12 protein-coding genes are annotated in these 17,776 nt (G+C 59.9%); 9 read left to right on the top strand and 3 right to left on the bottom strand.

Annotation, left to right across the window (positions count from 1 at the left end; all coding sequences use genetic code 11):
* Positions 1–90: 90 nt before the first annotated feature.
* The 4 genes from BLQ12_RS19915 (at position 91) to BLQ12_RS19900 (ending at position 6,352) form a co-directional block, all read left to right on the top strand.
* Complete coding sequence (locus tag BLQ12_RS19915) at positions 91–987, top strand: DnaJ C-terminal domain-containing protein (protein ID WP_092213382.1); 897 nt, start codon at positions 91–93, stop codon at positions 985–987.
* A gap of 165 nt (positions 988–1,152) precedes the next feature.
* Entirely contained in the window at positions 1,153–1,671 is a 519-nt protein-coding gene (gene hpt / locus BLQ12_RS19910) for a hypoxanthine phosphoribosyltransferase (protein WP_092213380.1), read from the top strand.
* Positions 1,672–1,727: 56 nt separating this feature from the next.
* On the top strand, positions 1,728–3,842 hold the full coding sequence (locus tag BLQ12_RS19905; protein WP_092213378.1) for a zinc-ribbon domain-containing protein: 2,115 nt from the start codon (positions 1,728–1,730) through the stop codon (positions 3,840–3,842).
* A 335-nt stretch (positions 3,843–4,177) separates the two neighbouring features.
* Positions 4,178–6,352, top strand: coding sequence for an acetyl-CoA hydrolase/transferase C-terminal domain-containing protein (locus BLQ12_RS19900; RefSeq protein WP_092213376.1), 2,175 nt, complete (start codon positions 4,178–4,180; stop codon positions 6,350–6,352).
* Positions 6,353–6,660: 308 nt separating this feature from the next.
* On the opposite strand, the gene BLQ12_RS19895 is transcribed toward BLQ12_RS19900, so the two are convergent.
* The 3 genes from BLQ12_RS19895 to BLQ12_RS19885 form a co-directional block, all read right to left on the bottom strand.
* Entirely contained in the window at positions 6,661–7,920 is a 1,260-nt protein-coding gene (locus tag BLQ12_RS19895; RefSeq protein ID WP_092213374.1) for a diaminopimelate decarboxylase, read from the bottom strand.
* Entirely contained in the window at positions 7,911–8,390 is a 480-nt protein-coding gene (locus BLQ12_RS19890) for an Lrp/AsnC family transcriptional regulator (RefSeq protein ID WP_092213372.1), read from the bottom strand. The genes BLQ12_RS19895 and BLQ12_RS19890 overlap by 10 nt, the downstream gene beginning before the upstream one ends.
* A 128-nt stretch (positions 8,391–8,518) precedes the next feature.
* Entirely contained in the window at positions 8,519–9,922 is a 1,404-nt protein-coding gene (locus BLQ12_RS19885; RefSeq protein ID WP_217640362.1) for a DEAD/DEAH box helicase, read from the bottom strand.
* A gap of 322 nt (positions 9,923–10,244) precedes the next feature.
* On the opposite strand from BLQ12_RS19885, the gene BLQ12_RS19880 reads away from it, so the two are divergent.
* The 5 genes from BLQ12_RS19880 (at position 10,245) to BLQ12_RS19860 (ending at position 17,135) form a co-directional block, all read left to right on the top strand.
* Positions 10,245–11,780, top strand: a complete 1,536-nt coding sequence (locus tag BLQ12_RS19880; RefSeq protein WP_092213369.1) for an HD domain-containing phosphohydrolase — start codon at positions 10,245–10,247, stop codon at positions 11,778–11,780.
* A gap of 83 nt (positions 11,781–11,863) precedes the next feature.
* Entirely contained in the window at positions 11,864–12,325 is a 462-nt protein-coding gene (locus tag BLQ12_RS19875) for a chemotaxis protein CheX (protein WP_092213367.1), read from the top strand.
* 227 nt (positions 12,326–12,552) lie between these two features.
* Positions 12,553–12,927 carry a chemotaxis response regulator CheY gene (locus BLQ12_RS19870; protein ID WP_092213365.1) on the top strand — a complete coding sequence of 125 codons (375 nt, stop codon included), beginning with the start codon at positions 12,553–12,555 and terminating at the stop codon, positions 12,925–12,927.
* 92 nt (positions 12,928–13,019) lie between these two features.
* The gene (locus BLQ12_RS19865) at positions 13,020–14,378 is read left to right on the top strand and encodes a sigma-54 interaction domain-containing protein (RefSeq protein ID WP_254782089.1); all 1,359 of its coding nucleotides are present in this window, start codon (positions 13,020–13,022) and stop codon (positions 14,376–14,378) included.
* A gap of 348 nt (positions 14,379–14,726) precedes the next feature.
* Positions 14,727–17,135, top strand: a complete 2,409-nt coding sequence (locus tag BLQ12_RS19860; protein ID WP_175469960.1) for a tetratricopeptide repeat protein — start codon at positions 14,727–14,729, stop codon at positions 17,133–17,135.
* Positions 17,136–17,776 lie beyond the last annotated feature (641 nt).

Genomic DNA, 17,776 nt, shown 5'->3' with positions numbered 1-17,776 from the left:
GGGTGACAACATGGTAATAACGTATGGCCCGACGCCTGGGGAGAAGAGGGTTTCTTTCCGTGCCGGGCTCTTGCGATTGGATCAAACGATATGGACTACTACAAAGTACTGGGCGTTGAGCGAAGCGCCTCCGATGACGAGATCAAAAAGACGTACCGCAAGCTGGCGATGAAGTACCATCCCGACAAGACCAAGGGAGACAAGGCCGCCGAGGACAAGTTCAAGCAGATCAGCGAGGCCTATGCCGTGCTCAGCGACTCGTCCAAGCGTAAGGAGTACGATACCTACGGGGCTTCAGGGTTTCAGCAGCGTTACAGCCAAGAGGATATTTTCAGGGGTTTTGATCTCGGGGATATCTTTCGGGAGTTCGGCTTTGGCGGTGGCGGCGGCGGTGGTTTCGGAAACGGTGGCTTTGGAAACGGCGGGTTCGGCCGGGGCGGCGGCCAGGGGTGCCAGGGCCGGCGCCAGGTAAAGGGCGAGGACCAGACCCTGGATATCACGTTGACCGTGGAAGAGGTGTTCACCGGGACCACCCGTTCCCTCTCCGTGGGCCGGGGGGCGTCCACCATCAATGTGCGCATTCCCAAAGGGCTTGTGGACGGCAAGAAACTCCGACTCACCGGCAAGGGGGAACCCAGCCGGTACGGCGGACCCGCCGGGGACCTGTATATCCGGTCTCGTGTGGCGGGGTCCGGGGGATTTGTTCCCGACGGTCAGAACGTGATTTACGACACCGACATCCGGGTGTCCGAAGCGCTTCTGGGGACCACCATCACCGTGCCCACCCTGGAAGGGAGCGAGATCAATCTCAAGGTGCCCGCCGGCACCCAGCACAAGACCAAGATGCGAATTCCAGGCAAGGGATTGCCTGAAATGAAGGGGGGCGCCAGGGGAGACCTGTTTGTTCGAATCGGTGTCTCCCTCCCGAAAACCCTGACGGAAGGTCAGCGGGCGGCAGTGGAGGATCTGGCGAAAAACGGGCTGTAATGGCTTAAAATGATTGACATCCTGTTGATTTTGCGATACGGCCATGAGACGGATGTTTATCATTGGGTACCGCCGATTCATAACGCGTGAACACACACTCTCTTGCGTACGCCGATCTGTAAACAGGTGTAGCGCAAGCGATAAAGTAATGATAAAGTAATCAGAATGTCCGAACTTATTGAAGTACTTTCGAAAGAAGAGATCGCTAGAAGTATCACCGAAGTGGGGGAGGTTATCTCCCATGACTACAAGGGCGGGAAGCTGGCCCTGGTAGGAGCCTTGAAAGGGGCCTTTATTTTTATGGCTGACCTGGCTCGTGAGATAACGGTCCCGGTCCAAATCGGGTTTCTCGGTGTCTCCAGTTACGGGAAAAGCGCCGAGTCGTCCGGGACGACTACGGTCACCAAGGAGCTGGACCTCGATGTCACCGGGATGGACGTTCTGGTGGTGGAAGATATTGTGGACACAGGGCTGACCCTTAAGTTCATCGTGAACTACCTTAAGGACAAAGGTGCCCGCAGTGTCAAGGTGTGTGCGTTCCTGGACAAGAAGGAGCGTCGCGCCATGGATGTTCAGGTGGATTATGCGTGCCACGAAATTCTTGAAGGGTTTCTGGTGGGCTATGGCCTGGATTACGCCGAAGACTATCGGAACCTTCCCGGAATTTACCATTTGGAAATGTAAACAGAGCCGATCAACAGGATGGGTTGCATTCGCATGATGAAAAAGGGGACGCGAACATGATTATCACGTGTCAGGAGTGTGATTCCAGGTTTGTTCTGGATGATAAGCTGATCAAACCCACGGGCAGCAAAGTGCGCTGCTCAAGTTGCAAACACGTGTTCAAAGCCTTTCCGGAAACGGTGGCCCCGTCTGTCGAGGAGCCCCGGGACGTCACTCCGGCCCCGGCTCCCGCGGCCCCTGCCCCTCGAAACCTTGATGAAGGCGATGACCTGCAGAGCGAGCTCAACCGTGAACTCGACCGCCTGTTCGGGCTGGACGAGGGCGCCCCGGATGAGCCTGGTGACCAGGCCACACCGGCAGCCCAGACGCCTCCGCCCGTTCCGGAACCGGCCCCCGCGCCGGCGGAAGAGGCCCCCCTGGGGTCCATCGACGACATCGATCTGGATGACCTGGGCCTTGGGGATCTGGACCTTCAGGCGAGTCCGGACATGGGCATGCCCGAGGACCTGGATCTCTCCGACTTCGACCTCTCCGATCTGGACCTGGATCTCTCCCTGGACGATGCCCCGTCACCTGCGGCGCCGTCCGAGAAGACGGAAGCGGAGGAGTCCCTGGATTTTTCCGGCCTGGAGGACTCCCTTGCCGGGATGGACGCCGCATCCCCCGGCGGGGAAGACGATCTCGGATTTGCCGATGTGAGCCTCTCTCTGGATGACGAAGGCCCGGCGGCCCCTCCTGTTTTTGACGACGACCTTGATTTCTCCGATCTTGAAGCCGCCCTGGATGCTCCGGGTGAGGCCCCTGCAGCGGAAGCCTCCGCCCCGGAAGAGGAGTTTGACTTCTCCGACCTGGCCCTCTCCCTGGATGGGGAGGAGCGTGATGTGGAGATGGTGGGGGGGGGCGATCCCTCTGCCCTTGCCTCAACCGACGGGGACGCCGCAGCCTTGAGCATGGCAGGGCTGGGCGAACTGGACCTCTCCCTGGACGACGAGCCCGTTGATGCACCGGGGGCCACCTCCGGGACCGATTCGGACGAAGGGTTCATGGAGCTCGATCTGGACCTCGACCTGGGGGACGACGAGCCCCTTCAGGCCTCTTTGGACAGCTCCCTGGATGAAGAGCTTGATCTCTCGGAACTTGAAGGCCTCCTGCAGGAAGAGCCCGGAGCCGGAGATGCCGCCCCTGAAGAGGACGACATTGAGCTGGAACTCGATTTTGACTTCAAGGACGACGAGAAAACCCAGGAGCTTGAACCCCTTGAAAAAGACACCCTGGATGATTCGGATTTCAGTGACATCGAAGCCATGCTCGAAAAAGACGACAAGCCCCTGGATGTCGAAGCCGATGTGAACGGAGAGGTCGATCTGGAGCTTGAGTTGGACCTTGCGCCGGAGGTGGAGGAGGCCGTTGCCGTCGTTCCCGTAGCTGCGGCTGTGGCCCCTGAGGCATCGCTGGTAACCGACGTGGCCGAGATCGATGACGACGAGCCGGAACCGGCCTCTGCGGCGGCGTCCAAGCCCAAGGCTTCCCGTTCCTTTGCACGCCAGGGCAGGCGGGGTAGCGGCATGCGCATTTTCCTCACCATTCTTCTGGTGGTTGTCCTTCTCTTTGCCATTCTCGTGGGCGTTTACGCCATGCGGGACGAGATCCAGGACCGGACAGGGGTGGCCATTCCCACCATCAACGCGGTGGAGAAGGTCCGTGAGTCCCTCTCCGGCATGGGGATTCCCTTTGTGAGCAGCTGGGTGAAGCCCGCAGACAAGGACCCCGACGGAAAGCTTCACCTTGTGACCCAGGATGTGACGGGCCGCTTCGTGGTCAGCCCTTCCCTGGGGGACCTGTTCGTCATCACCGGGAAGGTGAGAAACAATTACGGGACCACCCGACATTCCATCAGCCTCACCGGTCGCCTTTACACCAAGGAGAACCTTGAGGTGCAGTCCAAAGAGTTTTTTGCCGGAAACACCATGGCCGATGCCGAGCTGGCTGCCATGACCATGGAGGAGATTGACCAGAAGATCAAAACCACCCTGGGCAAAGACAACATCAACGCCAGGGTCAGCCCCGGCCAGCTGGTCCCCTTTATGGTGGTTTTTGAAAAGTTGCCGGACGACCTGGCCGAGTTTGCCGTGGAGGTCCGGGCCTCTCGGGAGGGTGCCGCCATCAAATAGGTGACCCGGATACCGCCGGCCTTCCGGTGTGCATCCTGATAGATTTCAAAGAACTAAAACCCCATGCCGAAGGCAGAACGCGGCATGGGGTTTTTTGTTTGCCGGTTTGTGAACAAAGATACAATCAGAGTCCAATTGTATAGCAAGGACAATGCTGTCTGGGGCGTCTTGTCTCGTTTTGTATGGGAATTGTGATTTACAAGCTCCTCAGGTTGTATTATAGAATTTCAATTCTATTTATGTAATCAAGGAATCATATCGCCGGAGGGGATGGGAAGCCCTGAAGGGGACAGCCCAATCAGGAGGGGCTGAAGGTAAGGACGCAGGAGAGAGTTATGGAAACAAGAGAACCTGTCTATTATCAGGATGTAGAGCGATGTGTGGATGATCTGGTGGCCAAGGTGGGCAAAAAGATCATCATGGCTGTCCCGCTTGCCGTGGGCAAACCGAATCATCTGGTCAACGCCATTTACCGGAGGCTCAAGACCGACCCCTCCATGCACCTGACCCTCATCACCGCCGTGACCCTGGAGAAACCCTCCTGGGGCAACGATCTGGAGCGGCGCTTTATGCAGCCCCTGGTGGAGCGTATCTGGGGCGATTTCCCCGATTTCGATTACATCGGTGACCTTCGCAAAAACGAGATCCCGAAAAACTTTGAGCTGGTGGAGTTCTACAACAAAACCGCCCAGTTCATGAACTGCCCCCATGCCCAGCAACACTATTTGGGTTCCAACTACACCCACGCCATCCGGGACGGCTTGATTCAAGGGGCCAACGTCATCTCCCAGCTGGTGGCCAAAAAAGAGATCGACGGAAAGACCTTTCTCTCCATGGGATGCAACCCGGACACCCACCTTGACGGGGCCGAGTACATCCGGGCCAGTGAAGGGGACGGCATCCCCCGTGCCATCATCGGCCAGGTCAACGGCGACATGCCCTTTATGTATGGGCAGGCCGTGGTGGAACCCGGCCACTACGACATGATCATCGAAAACCCCGACTACGAGTTCAAGATTTTCCGTGCGCCCAAGGAGTCTGTGAGCACCACGGACTGGATGATCGGTCTCCACGCCAGTGCCCTGGTCAAGGACGGCGGTACCCTGCAGGTGGGCATCGGCTCCCTGGGGGATGCCATTGTGGCGGGCATCATGATGCGCCACACGGAAAATGAAGCCTACCAAGCGGTCCTGAGCGAGGTGGGGATTCAGGAGAAGTACGGAAAGCTCATTGAGGAGTGGGGCGGCCTTGAGGTCTTTGACGAAGGCCTCATGAGTTCTACGGAGATGTTCGTGGACACCCTCATCGAGCTCTTCAAGTGCGGGGTCCTCAAGCGCAAGGTTTACGAGAACCTGGACCTTCAGACCCTCCTCAACGAAGGGACCATCACCGAGCAGGTGACCCCCGAGATGCTTGAGGTCCTGCTGGACCGAGAGGTGATCCGGCCCCAGCTTCGTGAAAAGGACGTCAGCTTCCTGACGGCCTTCGGCATCTTCAAAAAAGGGGTTGTCCTTGAAGGCGGCGAGCTGGTGGACGGCGAGGCGCGGTTCTCCGCAGACCTTTCCGACGCAGCCAACCGGGAGGCGGTCATCAAGGCCTGCCTCGGCGACTCTCTTGACAAAGCCGTGGTGATTTACGCCGGGTTCTTCGTGGGGCCGGAAGCCTTTTACGAGACCCTCAAGGCCTTGCCGGAAGATCAGCTCAAGCTCATCGACATGCGCAGCGTGGCCTTTATCAACCAGCTCTACGGGGACGACTACCAGCTGCGTGTTGCCCAGCGCAAGCACGGGCGTTTCATCAACGCGGCCCTCATGGCCATGCTCAACGGCGCCACCGTGGCAGACGGCCTGGACGATCACCGTATCATCAGCGGTCCCGGGGGGCAGTACAACTTCATCTCCATGGCCCATGCCCTGCCCGACGGGCGTGCCGTCACCATGGTCCGAAGTACCCGGGGCTCCGGCGCCAAGGCCACCTCAAACATTGTGTGGCAGTACAACCACACCACCGTTCCCCGCCACCTGAGGGACATCGTGGTGACGGAGTACGGCATCGCCGATCTGCGCGGCCAGCAGGACCATGTGGTCATGACCCGCCTGATCTGCATTGCGGACTCCCGCTTCCAGCAGCAGCTCCTGGATACGGCCAAGGCCAAGGGCAAGGTGCCCGCGGACTACGTGATTCCCGAAGAGTTCAGGAACAACACCCCCGAGCGCCTTGAAAAGCTTCTGGTTCCGCACCGACGCAACGGGCTGTTCCCGGCCTTCCCCTTCGGCACCGACTTTACCGATGAGGAGATCATCATCGGCAAGGCCCTGAAAGGGTTCAAGTCCCGGGCGAATAAAAAAGTGGCCCTGGGGCGCGATATCTTCAAGAAGATGATGGAGCCGATTCCCGATGCGGCCCGGCCCTACCTGAAGCGACTTGATCTGGATGCCCCCAAAACCATGAAAGAGAAGATGATGCAGAAGGTCGTTCTGCTGGCCCTGGAGGGGACAAAGGCGATCTGATCACGCAACCTGCGACGCCTTCGCATTTGAGGCAACAATAAAAAAAAGGGGAGGGACCGCCTGGCGGTCTCTCCCCTTTTTATTTTCTGCTGGTGAACGGCCTGAAAAAAGCCTCCGGCGGCCCTGCCGGGGGCTAAACTTTTGCCTGATTTTATCACTGCGGGTTTAACAAACAGATTCAGGTCGAGCAGAATCAAAGGCGAATGTAATTTTCCCTGAGGAACGAAGGGGAAAGCGCATTCGCAACCTGCTTTCGAGGTGGCACACCTCGCCGCCGGAGGCGCTTTTTCCAGGTGTGCCATGGAAGGCTATGGGATGTACGGGTCGGCGTCGCAGCGCAGGGTGGCGGTGTAGTCCTCGAAGGTCTCTTCCCGGCGGATCTGACGGACCGTACCGCCTGTCTCCAGGAGGAGCTCTTTGGGGCGCATCTTGCCGTTGTAGTTGAAGCCCATGGCGTGGCCGTGGGCACCGGTGTCGTGGATGAGCAGGAGGTCCCCTTCGTCAAGGGCGGGCAGGGCCCGCTGAATGGCGAATTTGTCGTTGTTTTCGCACAGGGATCCCACCACGTCCACCACGGTGTCGCAAGGGGCGTCCGCCTTGGCCGGGACGGTGATATGGTGGTAGGCGCCGTAGATACCGGGCCGCATGAGGGCGGACATGCAGGCGTCCACGCCCACGTAGGTGCGGTAGGTCTCTTTTTTGTTGATCATCTGGGTCACCAGGGCGCCGTGGGGGCCGGCCATGAAGCGGCCGCTCTCCATGAAAAAGCGGGGCATGTACCCCTCTTCGGCCTGGAAGTCCGCAAACAGGGCGGTGATCTCCTTGGCCATGGCGCGGATGTCGAGGGCCTCCTGGTCCGGCTGGTAGGGGATGCCCATGCCGCCGCCGATGTTGATGAACTCAAAGGTGATGCCGAGGGTTTTGCGTAAGGCCCGCACGCGGTCCAGGAGCATGGCGGCGGTCTCCACCATGTAGCTGTAATTCAGCTCATTGGAGGCGAGCATGGTGTGGAGGCCGAAGCGGGTGGCTCCTTTGGCCATGGCCTGCCGGTAGGCCTCTTCGAGCTGGTCGTGGCTGACCCCGTACTTGGCCTCCATGGGGTTGCCGATGATGTCGTTGCCTGTGCGCCGGTTACCCGGGTTGTAGCGAAAACAGATCAGATCCGGCATCTCCGGCACTTTGTCGATGAGGTTGATGTCGTCAAGGTTCAGGACGCACCCTCCGTCAGCCGCTGCCACGCGGAACTCCTCATCGCTGGTGTTGTTGGAGGTAAACATCAGCTCGTCACCCCGGCCCCCGATCATGCGGGCCATCTCCAGCTCGGCGGTGGAGCTGCAGTCGAACCCGAAGCCCTCGTCCTTGAAAATCTTGAGAATTTCGGGGTTGGGCAGGGCCTTGACGGCAAAGTACTCGCAAAACCCGGGAAGGTCGGAAAAGAGCGTTTTGAGCTCCTGGCAGGTGTCGCGGATGCCCTTCTCATCGTAGATATGAAAGGGCGTCCCGTAATGGCCGGCGATGCGGTGCACAACGGGGGCGAGGCGTTCGGTATAGTCCGGGCTCATGGGCATGGGTCACACTCCTTAGCGGAAAGGGGGATCTGGGAGGTCTCTTTGTACGTAGACAGGGCCACGGAGGTGGCCACGGGGCGCAGCCCCTTAAGAGAGCCGAGGGTGTGGGCAAGGAACTCCGTGAGGGAGGCCGTGTCTTCCACCCGGACCTTGATGCGGAACCCGGTGTTGCCCGAGAGAAAATGGACCTCCTGGACCTCGTCGATGGCTGCCAGGCGCTGCCCGGCGTCGTCAAGGCGCGAGGGATCGTCAAGGGCCATGTCCACGAAGGCGATGAGGCTTCGGGCAAACTTTTCGGGGTTGAGGATGACCTCGTATCCGTTGATGTAGCCCTGGTTCTCCAGTTTGCGGATCCGTTCCAGGACGGCCGACGGGGCCATGTTGACACGGCGGGCCACTTCCACGTTGGGAATCCGGGCTTTTTCCTGAAGAATTTTCAGGATGGTCAGGCTGATGCAGTCAAGGGTCATTGGGTACTCTCCATGGTTTACGCAAAGATACCTCGCCCGGAAGGGAGGTGTCAAGAATATAATTCTGTTGAAATATGATCTTGCAGAATATAATTCTGTAAAACCTGCTCTGTTTGGAATAAGCCCCGTTATGTGGCCGTGGGGGGCGCCTGATCGTCCGGGGCAATCTCGATGTTGTTGGACCGGTACACCGAGAGCCGGGCCCGTGCCGCCGACTCCAGCACGCCGATCTCTGCGTCCACGTAATCCACGATGAGGGCCTTGTCCTTGCCCGCTCCGGGGCGAAGGACCCGTCCCAGGTACTGCAGCAGCCTGCCGGAAAAGCGGATGGGGTAAGTGAGAAAGAGGGTGGCCAGGCAGCTGGCGTCAAAGCCTTCCCCCAGGAGCTGGCTGGTGGCAAAGAGCACCCGGGTCTCCCCTTTGTCCAGGCGGTCCAGCACCTCGACCCGTGCGGATTTCGAGAGGTCCCCGGTGATGAGATCGGCTTCGATGCCGTGGTTGTAGAAGAGGAGGGTTTTCATGTTTTCGCAGTGGGCTTTCCGGTCCGAGAGGACGAGCAGGGTCCCCGGGGTGTTGGGGAGCTCCTCTGAAATATCCTTAACGATCAAGGCGTTACGGATGGGGTCTCCGGTAAGTTGCGCCATGAGCTTAGGATAATGGGTGGTTCCGTCGATATCTGAATAGAAGGGGGTGAGGCGGAAGCGAACCTCGGCCTTGAGGAGATGGCCCTCTTCGATGAGGGGGCTCTTGTCGATTGTCCAGGCGGACTCCCCCAGGTGGAAGAAGATGAGGCGGGAGAGTTTGTCCCGCCGCCAGGGGGTGGCGGAGAGGCCGGTCATGTAGTGGGCGTCGAAGCGGGTCACCGCTTCGGTGAAGGTGCGGCTGGGGGCCCGGTGGCACTCATCCACAATGAGATGCCCGATGGTGGGGGCCACCTCGGCCGAGCGCTTGTAGAGGGACTGGACCATGGCCACGGTGACTTTGTCGCCGAGGCGGAAGGTACCGCCGCCGATGAGGCCCACCTCCTTTTCGGGGATGCCGAGGAAGGTCTCGATGCGGGCGATCCACTGGCGGGCCAGGTCCTTGGTGTGGACCACGATGAGGGTGGGCTGGCGCCGCTGGGCCACGAGGTAGAGGGCCATGACGGTTTTTCCGGCGCCGGTGGGGGCCGTGAGGACCCCGAACTCTTTTTTCAGCACCGCACGGCAGGCCTCTTCCTGAAAGGGGCGCAGGGCCCCTGCAAAATCAAAGGAGACGTCGGGGCATTTCCGGCGCTCATCGGTGAGGGAAAAGGGGACGCCGAGGCGGCGGCAGGCGGTGATGAGAAGGCGCATGCACCCCCGGGGGACGCTGAGGGATGCTTGGTCTTCCTCATAAAAGAGAAGCTCTTTTTCCACTCCGCGGTTCCACCTGCCGCGGCGCTGGTTCTCCTGCCAGGCGGGGTTGGGAAGGGTGAGGCTCTGTTTGACGGCTTCCGCCAGTTCCTTAGGGGGCTGGATGAGGGTGGCCCGGTTGTCTAAACGAATTTCCACGGCTTTTTTGGCTGGCTCCCTGGGGGGTTGGGCGGCGCAGACGGGGGAGGGGCTCGCATCGGTGCACCTGCCCTGTCCGGCAGCATTAAATCGGGTTAGTTTTTGCAAAGGCCTATAAAATGATCTATGATGATGTACCACAAAGGACCGAAGCCTGCAAAAATGAAGGCGCCTTGCCTCGTTTTGGGGCTTTGGATCTCCGGAAGGGGACCTACGAGAGCGCCGGCTGTTCTGCGGTGCTTTTTTGCGGCCCCTGTCACACGGCCACACGACGGCTCTCCATGCCATTCGTCGATGATCCCATGCCATTGGTAAGCAGCACATGACGGAACGCGGAAAAGAAACGATACTTTTTGTGGATGACGAGGAGAGCATTCTCGACATCACCGGGGAATACTTCAGGCACAAGGGGTACCAGGTGTTGACGGCGGGCAACGGCCACCAGGCTCTGGAGGTGCTGTCCACCCATCAGGTGGACTGCTGCTTTACCGATATCAACATGCCGGGCATGGACGGCCTGGAGCTTGCCGAGCACATCCGGCAGCAGGATGTCTCCATCCCCGTGGTGGTCATGACAGGCTTTCCGTCCCTTGAAAATACCCTCTCCACCCTGAAAAACGGGGTCGTGGATTTTCTCATCAAGCCGGTGAAACTCGAACAGATGGAGCTCTGCGTCAACCGGGTCTTCCGGGAGCGGGAGCTCTTTTTGAAAAACCTTCTCCTGGCCAAGGAGGTGGAGGGCAAAGAGCGGCTTGAGTCCCTGAACGCGGAGTTGGTGGGCAAGGTGGAAGAGCTCAACATCATGAACCGCATCATGGACGACTTTTCCGCCATCAGCTCCAGCGAAGAGCTTTTCAAGAAAGCCACGGAATCGGCCGTGGACATCACCGGTGCGGAGTCTTCCCGTTTTTTTATTGTGAGCGAGTCCGTGGACACGCCTTTCGAGATGGCAGCCACGGGTGCCAACGGCGCCGGCATTGCCCTGGACGGCCTCTCCCGGTACGGCGGAGAGCTTGAGGCTCTGATCCGCGAGGTGGCCCAGGAAGGGGTCCCCACCCTTATCTCGCACAGCTCGCGGCTTCGGGAGCTGACGACCCCCATGAACTCCGTGGTGCTGGTTCCCCTGCAGATCCGGGCCAAGAGCCTGGGGGTGCTGGTGACCTGCCACCTGGACGAAGGCCGTCATTTTTCTGAAAAAGATGTCTACCACCTGAGTTTCATGACCCAGAAGGCAGCGGGCAACGTGGAGAATGTGGCCCTTTACGAGAACATTTACGACAACCTTTTCTCGACGCTTTCTGCCTTTGTAAAGGCCGTGGAGGCCCGTGATTCCTACACCAACCAACACTCCAACCGGGTGGCGGAAGTGGCCATTCTCCTGGGCTCGGAGCTGGGGTGTACCAAAGAGGAACTCGATGTCCTGAATTTTGCCGGACGGCTCCATGACATAGGAAAGATCGGGATCCGGGATGCAATACTCCTAAAGCCCGGGCGCCTGACGGACGAAGAGTTTGAAAAGATCAAAGAACACCCCGACATCGGAGCCGACATTGTGGGCCAGCTCGGACTCTGGGACCGGGAAGCGCAGATTATCCGTCATCACCATGAACGGTTTGACGGGCAGGGATACCCTGAAGGGCTTCGCGGTGTGGCCATTCCTTTTCTGGCCCGGATCCTTTCTGTGGCCGATGCCTTCGATGCCATGGCCTCGGACAGGGCCTACCGCCGGAAGATGCCCCTGGACAAAGTGACGGCCATCATCCGGGACGGGGCCGGGGAGCAGTTTGACCCCAGGGTGGTGGATGCCTACCTGAACGTGGTGCGCACCGGAGGGCTTGAGGACTTGCGGGCTCGGTAAAAAAAGAGTGATGCACGCGGTGGCAGGCAGAGACAGGAACGATGGAACCAGGCCGAAAGGCCCGACGGACGAGTGAGTGCGTTATGGATGCAAATGTGATCAACCCATTTATTCACGCCACCTCCAATGTGTTGGAGACCATGGCCTTTGTCAGCTGCAGGGCGGGGGCTCCCTACCTGAAGCGGGACGACCGGGCCACGGGGGACGTCACCGGCATCATCGGATTGACGGGTGAGACCAACGGTACCATTGCCGTGACCTTTGACGAAGGGAGTATCCTTCGGGTGGTGTCCAACATGTTTGGGGAAGAGATCACCGAGCTTTCCCATGAGGTCTCCGATGCCGTCGGTGAGATCATCAACATGATCTCGGGCCAGGCACGTCGTGAGATGGAAGAGCACGGCCGGGTGTTTCATGCCTCCATCCCTTCGGTGGTGAGCGGGCGGGGCCATGCCATCACCCATTACTCCGACGGTCCGAAGATCGCTATCCCCTTTACAACCGACGGAGGGGAATTTACGATAGAAGTTTGCCTTGAATGTTAACGAAAGCGCCTGTTGTGGATTTGTGTCGCAGGTGCTATCTGTTAGAGTGAGGCAGGCCCGTGTGAGATAGATTGGAACCGCCTCGACGAGGCGCCATCTTTGGGTGTTGTGTCTCGAACAGGACACCGTCCTGTGGGCCATGAGATTAGAGAACCCTTGGGTACCGTCATGATGATACCCCTTGAAGGGACGGTGGGGTCGCGTTAGAGATCGATGGAGATCGGGAAATGAGTACATCCTTGAAGATCCTTGTTGTTGATGATTTTGCCACCATGCGCCGAATCATGAAAAACATCCTCAAGCAACTGGGGTACACCAACATCACGGAAGCCGATGATGGGACCACGGCGCTGGAGGAGTTGAAGCGGGGCAGCTTTGACCTGATTATTTCGGATTGGAACATGCCCAAGATGACGGGTCTTGATCTGCTGAAACTGGTGCGCTCCGACCCTGTTTACAAAGATATCCCTTTTCTTATGGTGACCGCCGAAGCCCAGAAGCAGAACGTGATCGAAGCGGTGCAGGCGGGTGTATCGAACTATGTGGTGAAGCCGTTTACGGCCGAAGCCATCGCAGACAAGCTGGGCAAAATTATTGGATAGACAACCGGGGTGTCCCCTCGTTATCTCCCCCCTTGGCTTTGCGTAATAACCCATTCCACGACCGAACGCAGTAAGATAGGACCGTAGCAATCATGGCGGACACCAGGATGATCAAAGTGCTCATTTCAGGGGGGCTGGAGAGTTCCCTGCTTATGGGGATGCTTTCCAATTGCGACCTCAAGATCGAGTCGGCTCCGGATATGACCGCAGCCACCGAGGTGCCCGGCGACTCCGGCTATGGAGCTGTTGTGGCTTCCCACCTTTCCGAGGGCGATGCCTCGGCCCTTTCCGGTTTCCTGAAACGCTGCGGTGAGCCTCCCCTGATCCTTGTGGGCAAAGGCCCGGCCCCGGATTACGCAGACACCCTGCACCTGGACGAGGGGATCAGCGCCGATGAGCTGGTGGACGCCTGCCGCTCCATGGCCCTTGCCGCCTCGGGCGCGGGAGCCGACGGGGTTTTTGACAGCCGTGGCCTTGTGGGACAAAGCGAGGGCATCCGGCGGGTTCTGAACGTCGCCAACAAGGTGGCCTCAACGGACAGCACCGTGCTGATTACCGGAGAGAGCGGGACGGGCAAAGAGCTCATCGCCCGGGCCATCCACCGGAACAGCCCCCGGCGCAACGCCCCTTTGGTGGTCATCAACTGCGGGGCCATCCCCGGGGAACTCCTGGAGAGCGAGTTGTTCGGCCATGAAAAAGGGGCCTTTACCGGCGCCCACAGAGCCCGTCCGGGCCGGTTTGAACTGGCCGACGGGGGCACCATCTTTCTTGATGAAATCGGGGACATGAGTCCTGACCTCCAGGTGAAGCTCCTTCGGGCCATCCAGGAGAAGTGCTTTGAACGGGTGGGGGCCACGCGGTCCATCCACGTGGACATCCGCATCATATCCGCCACAAACAAAGACCTCGCCCTGGCCGTGGAACAGAAACGGTTCCGGGAAGACCTCTACTACCGCCTCAACGTGATCCCCGTTATCATGCCCCCCTTGCGGGAGCGACGCAGCGATATCCCCCTTCTTGCCGAGCACTTCATGGAGAAACTGGCCCGCCGCACCGGCATGGAGAAAAAACAGTTCTCCCCGGAGGCCATGACAACCATGACGGCCTACGACTGGCCCGGCAACGTCCGTGAGCTTGAGAACCTGGTGGAACGGTTCTCCGTTCTGGTGGACGGCAACACCGTGGAAAAAGAGGATCTGCCCGACCACTTTTCGTCGGAGCTGGCCGGGGACACCGCCCAGGGGGTTCCCCTGTATTGCGATGTCCGCCATGGGGTCAATTTTCAGGAATCCGTGGAGCAGCATCAGAAATCCCTGATTCTTCAAGCCCTGAACGAATCCAACTGGGTGAAGGCCAAGGCGGCCGAGCTTCTCAACATGAAGCGCACCACCCTGGTGGAGAAGATCAAAAAGATGAAGCTTGAAGAGAGTTCAACCTCCTCTGCTGTGTAGGCCGCACCGTGTCGGCATGCTTTTTTCAGCGGCTCGGATGCCTGTCCGGCACCGGGCCTTGCCCGTGCGATTCCCCTTGCCCTGTCCCGTCAAATTCTTGGCGCCTGTCCAACCCTTCCATCGCCTCTTCCACAGGGGAATCTGATCTTATTTCCATGGTTTTGGTCCGTTTTTCGTGCGGGTTACAGAATGGCTCGCCGAGCCCTCTGCCTGCTGGCACAGGGGTTGCAACGTTCATCGCCGGCCACCTGCTGCAGGCGTGCAGCCGGCGGGGAATCACAAGGGACCAGTAAGGAGTTGATGATGACGGCATTCCCAAAACGGCAGGGCAGATGGATTCCATGGGCGATGGCAGCCTTCGTGCTTTTGATGTGGGGTCGGGCCTGGGCGGTTGAGGTGACCCGGGTAACGGTCTCCCTCACCCCGACCCGCGTGGTGGTGGAGCTCGCAGAACCCGTGCCGGCCAAGGTGGTGAAGATCGATGACCATGAGCTGCTGATCGCCCTGAAGGACGCCACGGTTTCAGATCGTCTGCTTCCCCGTGCCGGGGGCATTGCGGTGCAGGTTCGTCGGCGGACCCCGTCGGTTACCACCCTTCTGGTGCGAACGGAGCAGCCCATCCTGGCCATGGAACACGGGTGGACAGGGCGGCGGCTTGTGATCTCCCTCTCCCTTGAGAGGGTGATTCGCAGCAAGGCACCCCGCAGCATCAAGCGTCCGGCCGATGTTCTTACCCCGGAGCGCATCCTGGGCCGCGTGCCTGCCAAGGCCGGATCCCCCGCCGAAGAAACGCACCTGGTGGCCCGGGAGGGTTTTTCCGGTACCGTGGACGACTTGTTGCTGGAGGTCAAGAGCACCCTTTGCAGGGAAGGGGACGGCATGGACCGCATCCTGACCCTGATGCAGAGCGGTGCCTACCGGCGGGCGGAGCAGGAGGCGACAAAGAGCCTGAAGCTTTCGGAGATGCCCCGGGGCTGCGCCGAGGGGCTGGAGATACTCCAGGTGCTCAGCGCCTTCCGGTCGGCTGAGGGCAGCATGCACAAGGACGGGCTGGTGGCGCTCCCCGCCCGGATCAACGATTTTATCAGCCGCTACCCGGATTCTCCGTATCTGCCCTATGCCCTTACCATGCTGGGGGGCACCTATGCGGCCCTTGAGGATTACGGCATGGCCGAGGGGTACTTCCGGGTGGTCCTGGAAGACCACACCGGGTTTACGGGGGCACCGGGCACCGCCTTTCGGCTGGGCAAACTCCTCCGGAAAACCGATCGGGCCGTTGAGGCCCTGCCCATGCTGGAGACGGTGGAGGCCCTGGGCGAGTCCCTCTCCTTTGCGGCAGAAGCCCGAAAGGAGATGGCCCTGATTCTCTATGATGTGGGGGATTTTTCACGGAGTCAGGCCCTCTTCGAAGCCCTCATGGCAGAGAGCGAAGAGGCGGTGTGGAAAGACCCGGACCTTCTGCTCTACGGAGGCCAGGCGGCCCTGAGGGCCGGCAACCGGGGAACGGCTCGCCGCTACCTGGTGCAGTTTGCCAACCTGTTCCCCGAGGCCGAGGGCGCGGACATGGCCCTTGAGAGCGTGGGGGAGAGCTGGCTGGATGACGGTCGCCGGGACCGCGCCGAGGCCTTTTTCCGCATGGTCATCGAACGCTACACCGAAGGGGATGGGTATGTCACTGCCCTGGTGCGCCTGGCGGAACAGCTCCCGGACCGGGAAGAGAAAGAGGCCCTGTACACCAAGGTCATCGACGATTTCAAGGACCATCCCCTGGCACGCCTCTCCATGCTGCGCATGGCCGCCCTGTATGGTGAGGCCGGAGAGTATGAGGCGAGCGTGGAGATGGTGAAAAAACTCCTGGAGATCGGGGCAGGCGGCTTGCGGGCCGAGGCGTACGCCCGGGCCGAGCAGGCGGTGCTGGGCCACTTTAAGGCGCTCATGGCCGATGGCCGGTACGTGGACCTTATCGCCTATTTTGAAAAGGAGCGGCGTCTCCTGCACAAACTGGAAAACCCCGATATCTTCCTTCTGGCCGGGGAGGCCTTTATGACGGCCCACCTTTACGGCAGCGCCGCCAAGGAGCTGGAACGCGCCATTGTGCTCTCCATGAAGCGCCTCAAGTGGTCGGGGGAGGAGCGCCTGGCCGGGCTCTACTTCCAGCTGGGGCAGGCCCTGGATGAAGGGGGGCGGAAAAAAGAGGCGCAAACCATTTTTACCCGGTACCTGGAGCGCTATCCCAAGGCCCCGGGGCAGGGGGAAGCGGCCCTTCGCCTGGGTCGCATCCTCTACGACGCCGGGGAGCTGGAGCAGGCCGAGTCCCTGTTTAAACAGAGCCTGGCCCTGGGCGGGGACGCCGAGGCGCGGATCTGGCTCTCCCGATGCCGGGAGGACCTGGGAGACCATGCGGCGTCCGCAAGCTGGCTGGAAGAGGCGATCCCCCTGCTCGAAGCCCAGGATCCCGTACCGACGGCATCCCTTTATGCGGCCTACCGCCGCCTGGGGGACCTGAGCATGAAGCTGGGCCGATACCACGGTGCGGTTGACGCCTTTGCCGGGGCGGAAAAATATGCCGGTGAAGAGGTCTCCGGCGAAGAGCTTCGTTTTTTGCGGGCCGACGCCCTGGCCAAGGGGGGAGAGGCCGACAAGGCCATGGTGCTTTACCGGGCCGTCTCCTCCTCGGACGATGAGTTCTGGAGCGGGATGGCAACAGAGCGGATACGCTCCATGGAGCTTAAAAAACGCCTTGGCGGGGAGCGCTGATCCACCCGGCAAAAGATTCCGGTTTTGCAACGGATTAGCTTATGCCTCCGGCGGCCCTGCCGGGGGCTAAACTTTTAAAAAGTTTAACAAACAGGTTTTAAAAAATCTTTTTGAGTGAATTTTCACATTAAAGGCGGATGTGATTTGACCCGAGGAACGAGGGGCAAAACGCATCCGCAACCTGCTTTCAAGGTGGCACACCTTGCCGCCGGAGGCAGCCAGGTTAAAGACGCCTCCGGCGGCCCTGCCGGGGGCCAAGCTTTTGAAAAGTTTGACAAACAGGTTTTGCTTAATTTAACAGAAACCTTCGCGGAAGCCCTCACCCTGAGGAACGAAGGGGGAGGGCTTTCGCAACCTGGGGTCCAGGGGATCATTCCCTGGCCGCCGGAGGCAGGTTTTCCCTGCCCACTTTAACCATAGAAGGCACTTGTTTTAAACGGTTGGCCTTACAGGGCCACAGGCGCAGAATTGTTGAGAAGACGAAGAGACGAAGGGAAGGACATGGCAGCGTGCCGGGTGTTATTGGTTGATCAGGGGCTCTCCCGAAGCCGGGAGTGGGGCCCCGTCCTGGAAACAAAGGGACACGTCCTGGAGCGCGTGCCGGAGTTGCCCGATGTGGCGGGCCTTGCGGCGGGAAACCA

Source organism: Desulfoluna spongiiphila (assembly GCF_900101345.1).
GTDB lineage: Bacteria > Desulfobacterota > Desulfobacteria > Desulfobacterales > Desulfolunaceae > Desulfoluna > Desulfoluna spongiiphila.
The sequence above is the reverse complement of the archived record's forward strand: the minus strand, read 5'-3'. Positions and strand labels throughout refer to the sequence as shown.

Coding starts and splice junctions, on each gene's coding strand:
- BLQ12_RS19915 (WP_092213382.1), top strand. CDS start 91: ATGGACTACTACAAAGTACTGGGCGTTGAGCGAAGCGCCTCCGATGAC.
- hpt (WP_092213380.1), top strand. CDS start 1,153: ATGTCCGAACTTATTGAAGTACTTTCGAAAGAAGAGATCGCTAGAAGT.
- BLQ12_RS19905 (WP_092213378.1), top strand. CDS start 1,728: ATGATTATCACGTGTCAGGAGTGTGATTCCAGGTTTGTTCTGGATGAT.
- BLQ12_RS19900 (WP_092213376.1), top strand. CDS start 4,178: ATGGAAACAAGAGAACCTGTCTATTATCAGGATGTAGAGCGATGTGTG.
- BLQ12_RS19895 (WP_092213374.1), bottom strand. CDS start 7,920: ATGCCCATGAGCCCGGACTATACCGAACGCCTCGCCCCCGTTGTGCAC.
- BLQ12_RS19890 (WP_092213372.1), bottom strand. CDS start 8,390: ATGACCCTTGACTGCATCAGCCTGACCATCCTGAAAATTCTTCAGGAA.
- BLQ12_RS19880 (WP_092213369.1), top strand. CDS start 10,245: ATGACGGAACGCGGAAAAGAAACGATACTTTTTGTGGATGACGAGGAG.
- BLQ12_RS19875 (WP_092213367.1), top strand. CDS start 11,864: ATGGATGCAAATGTGATCAACCCATTTATTCACGCCACCTCCAATGTG.
- BLQ12_RS19870 (WP_092213365.1), top strand. CDS start 12,553: ATGAGTACATCCTTGAAGATCCTTGTTGTTGATGATTTTGCCACCATG.
- BLQ12_RS19865 (WP_254782089.1), top strand. CDS start 13,020: ATGGCGGACACCAGGATGATCAAAGTGCTCATTTCAGGGGGGCTGGAG.
- BLQ12_RS19860 (WP_175469960.1), top strand. CDS start 14,727: ATGGCAGCCTTCGTGCTTTTGATGTGGGGTCGGGCCTGGGCGGTTGAG.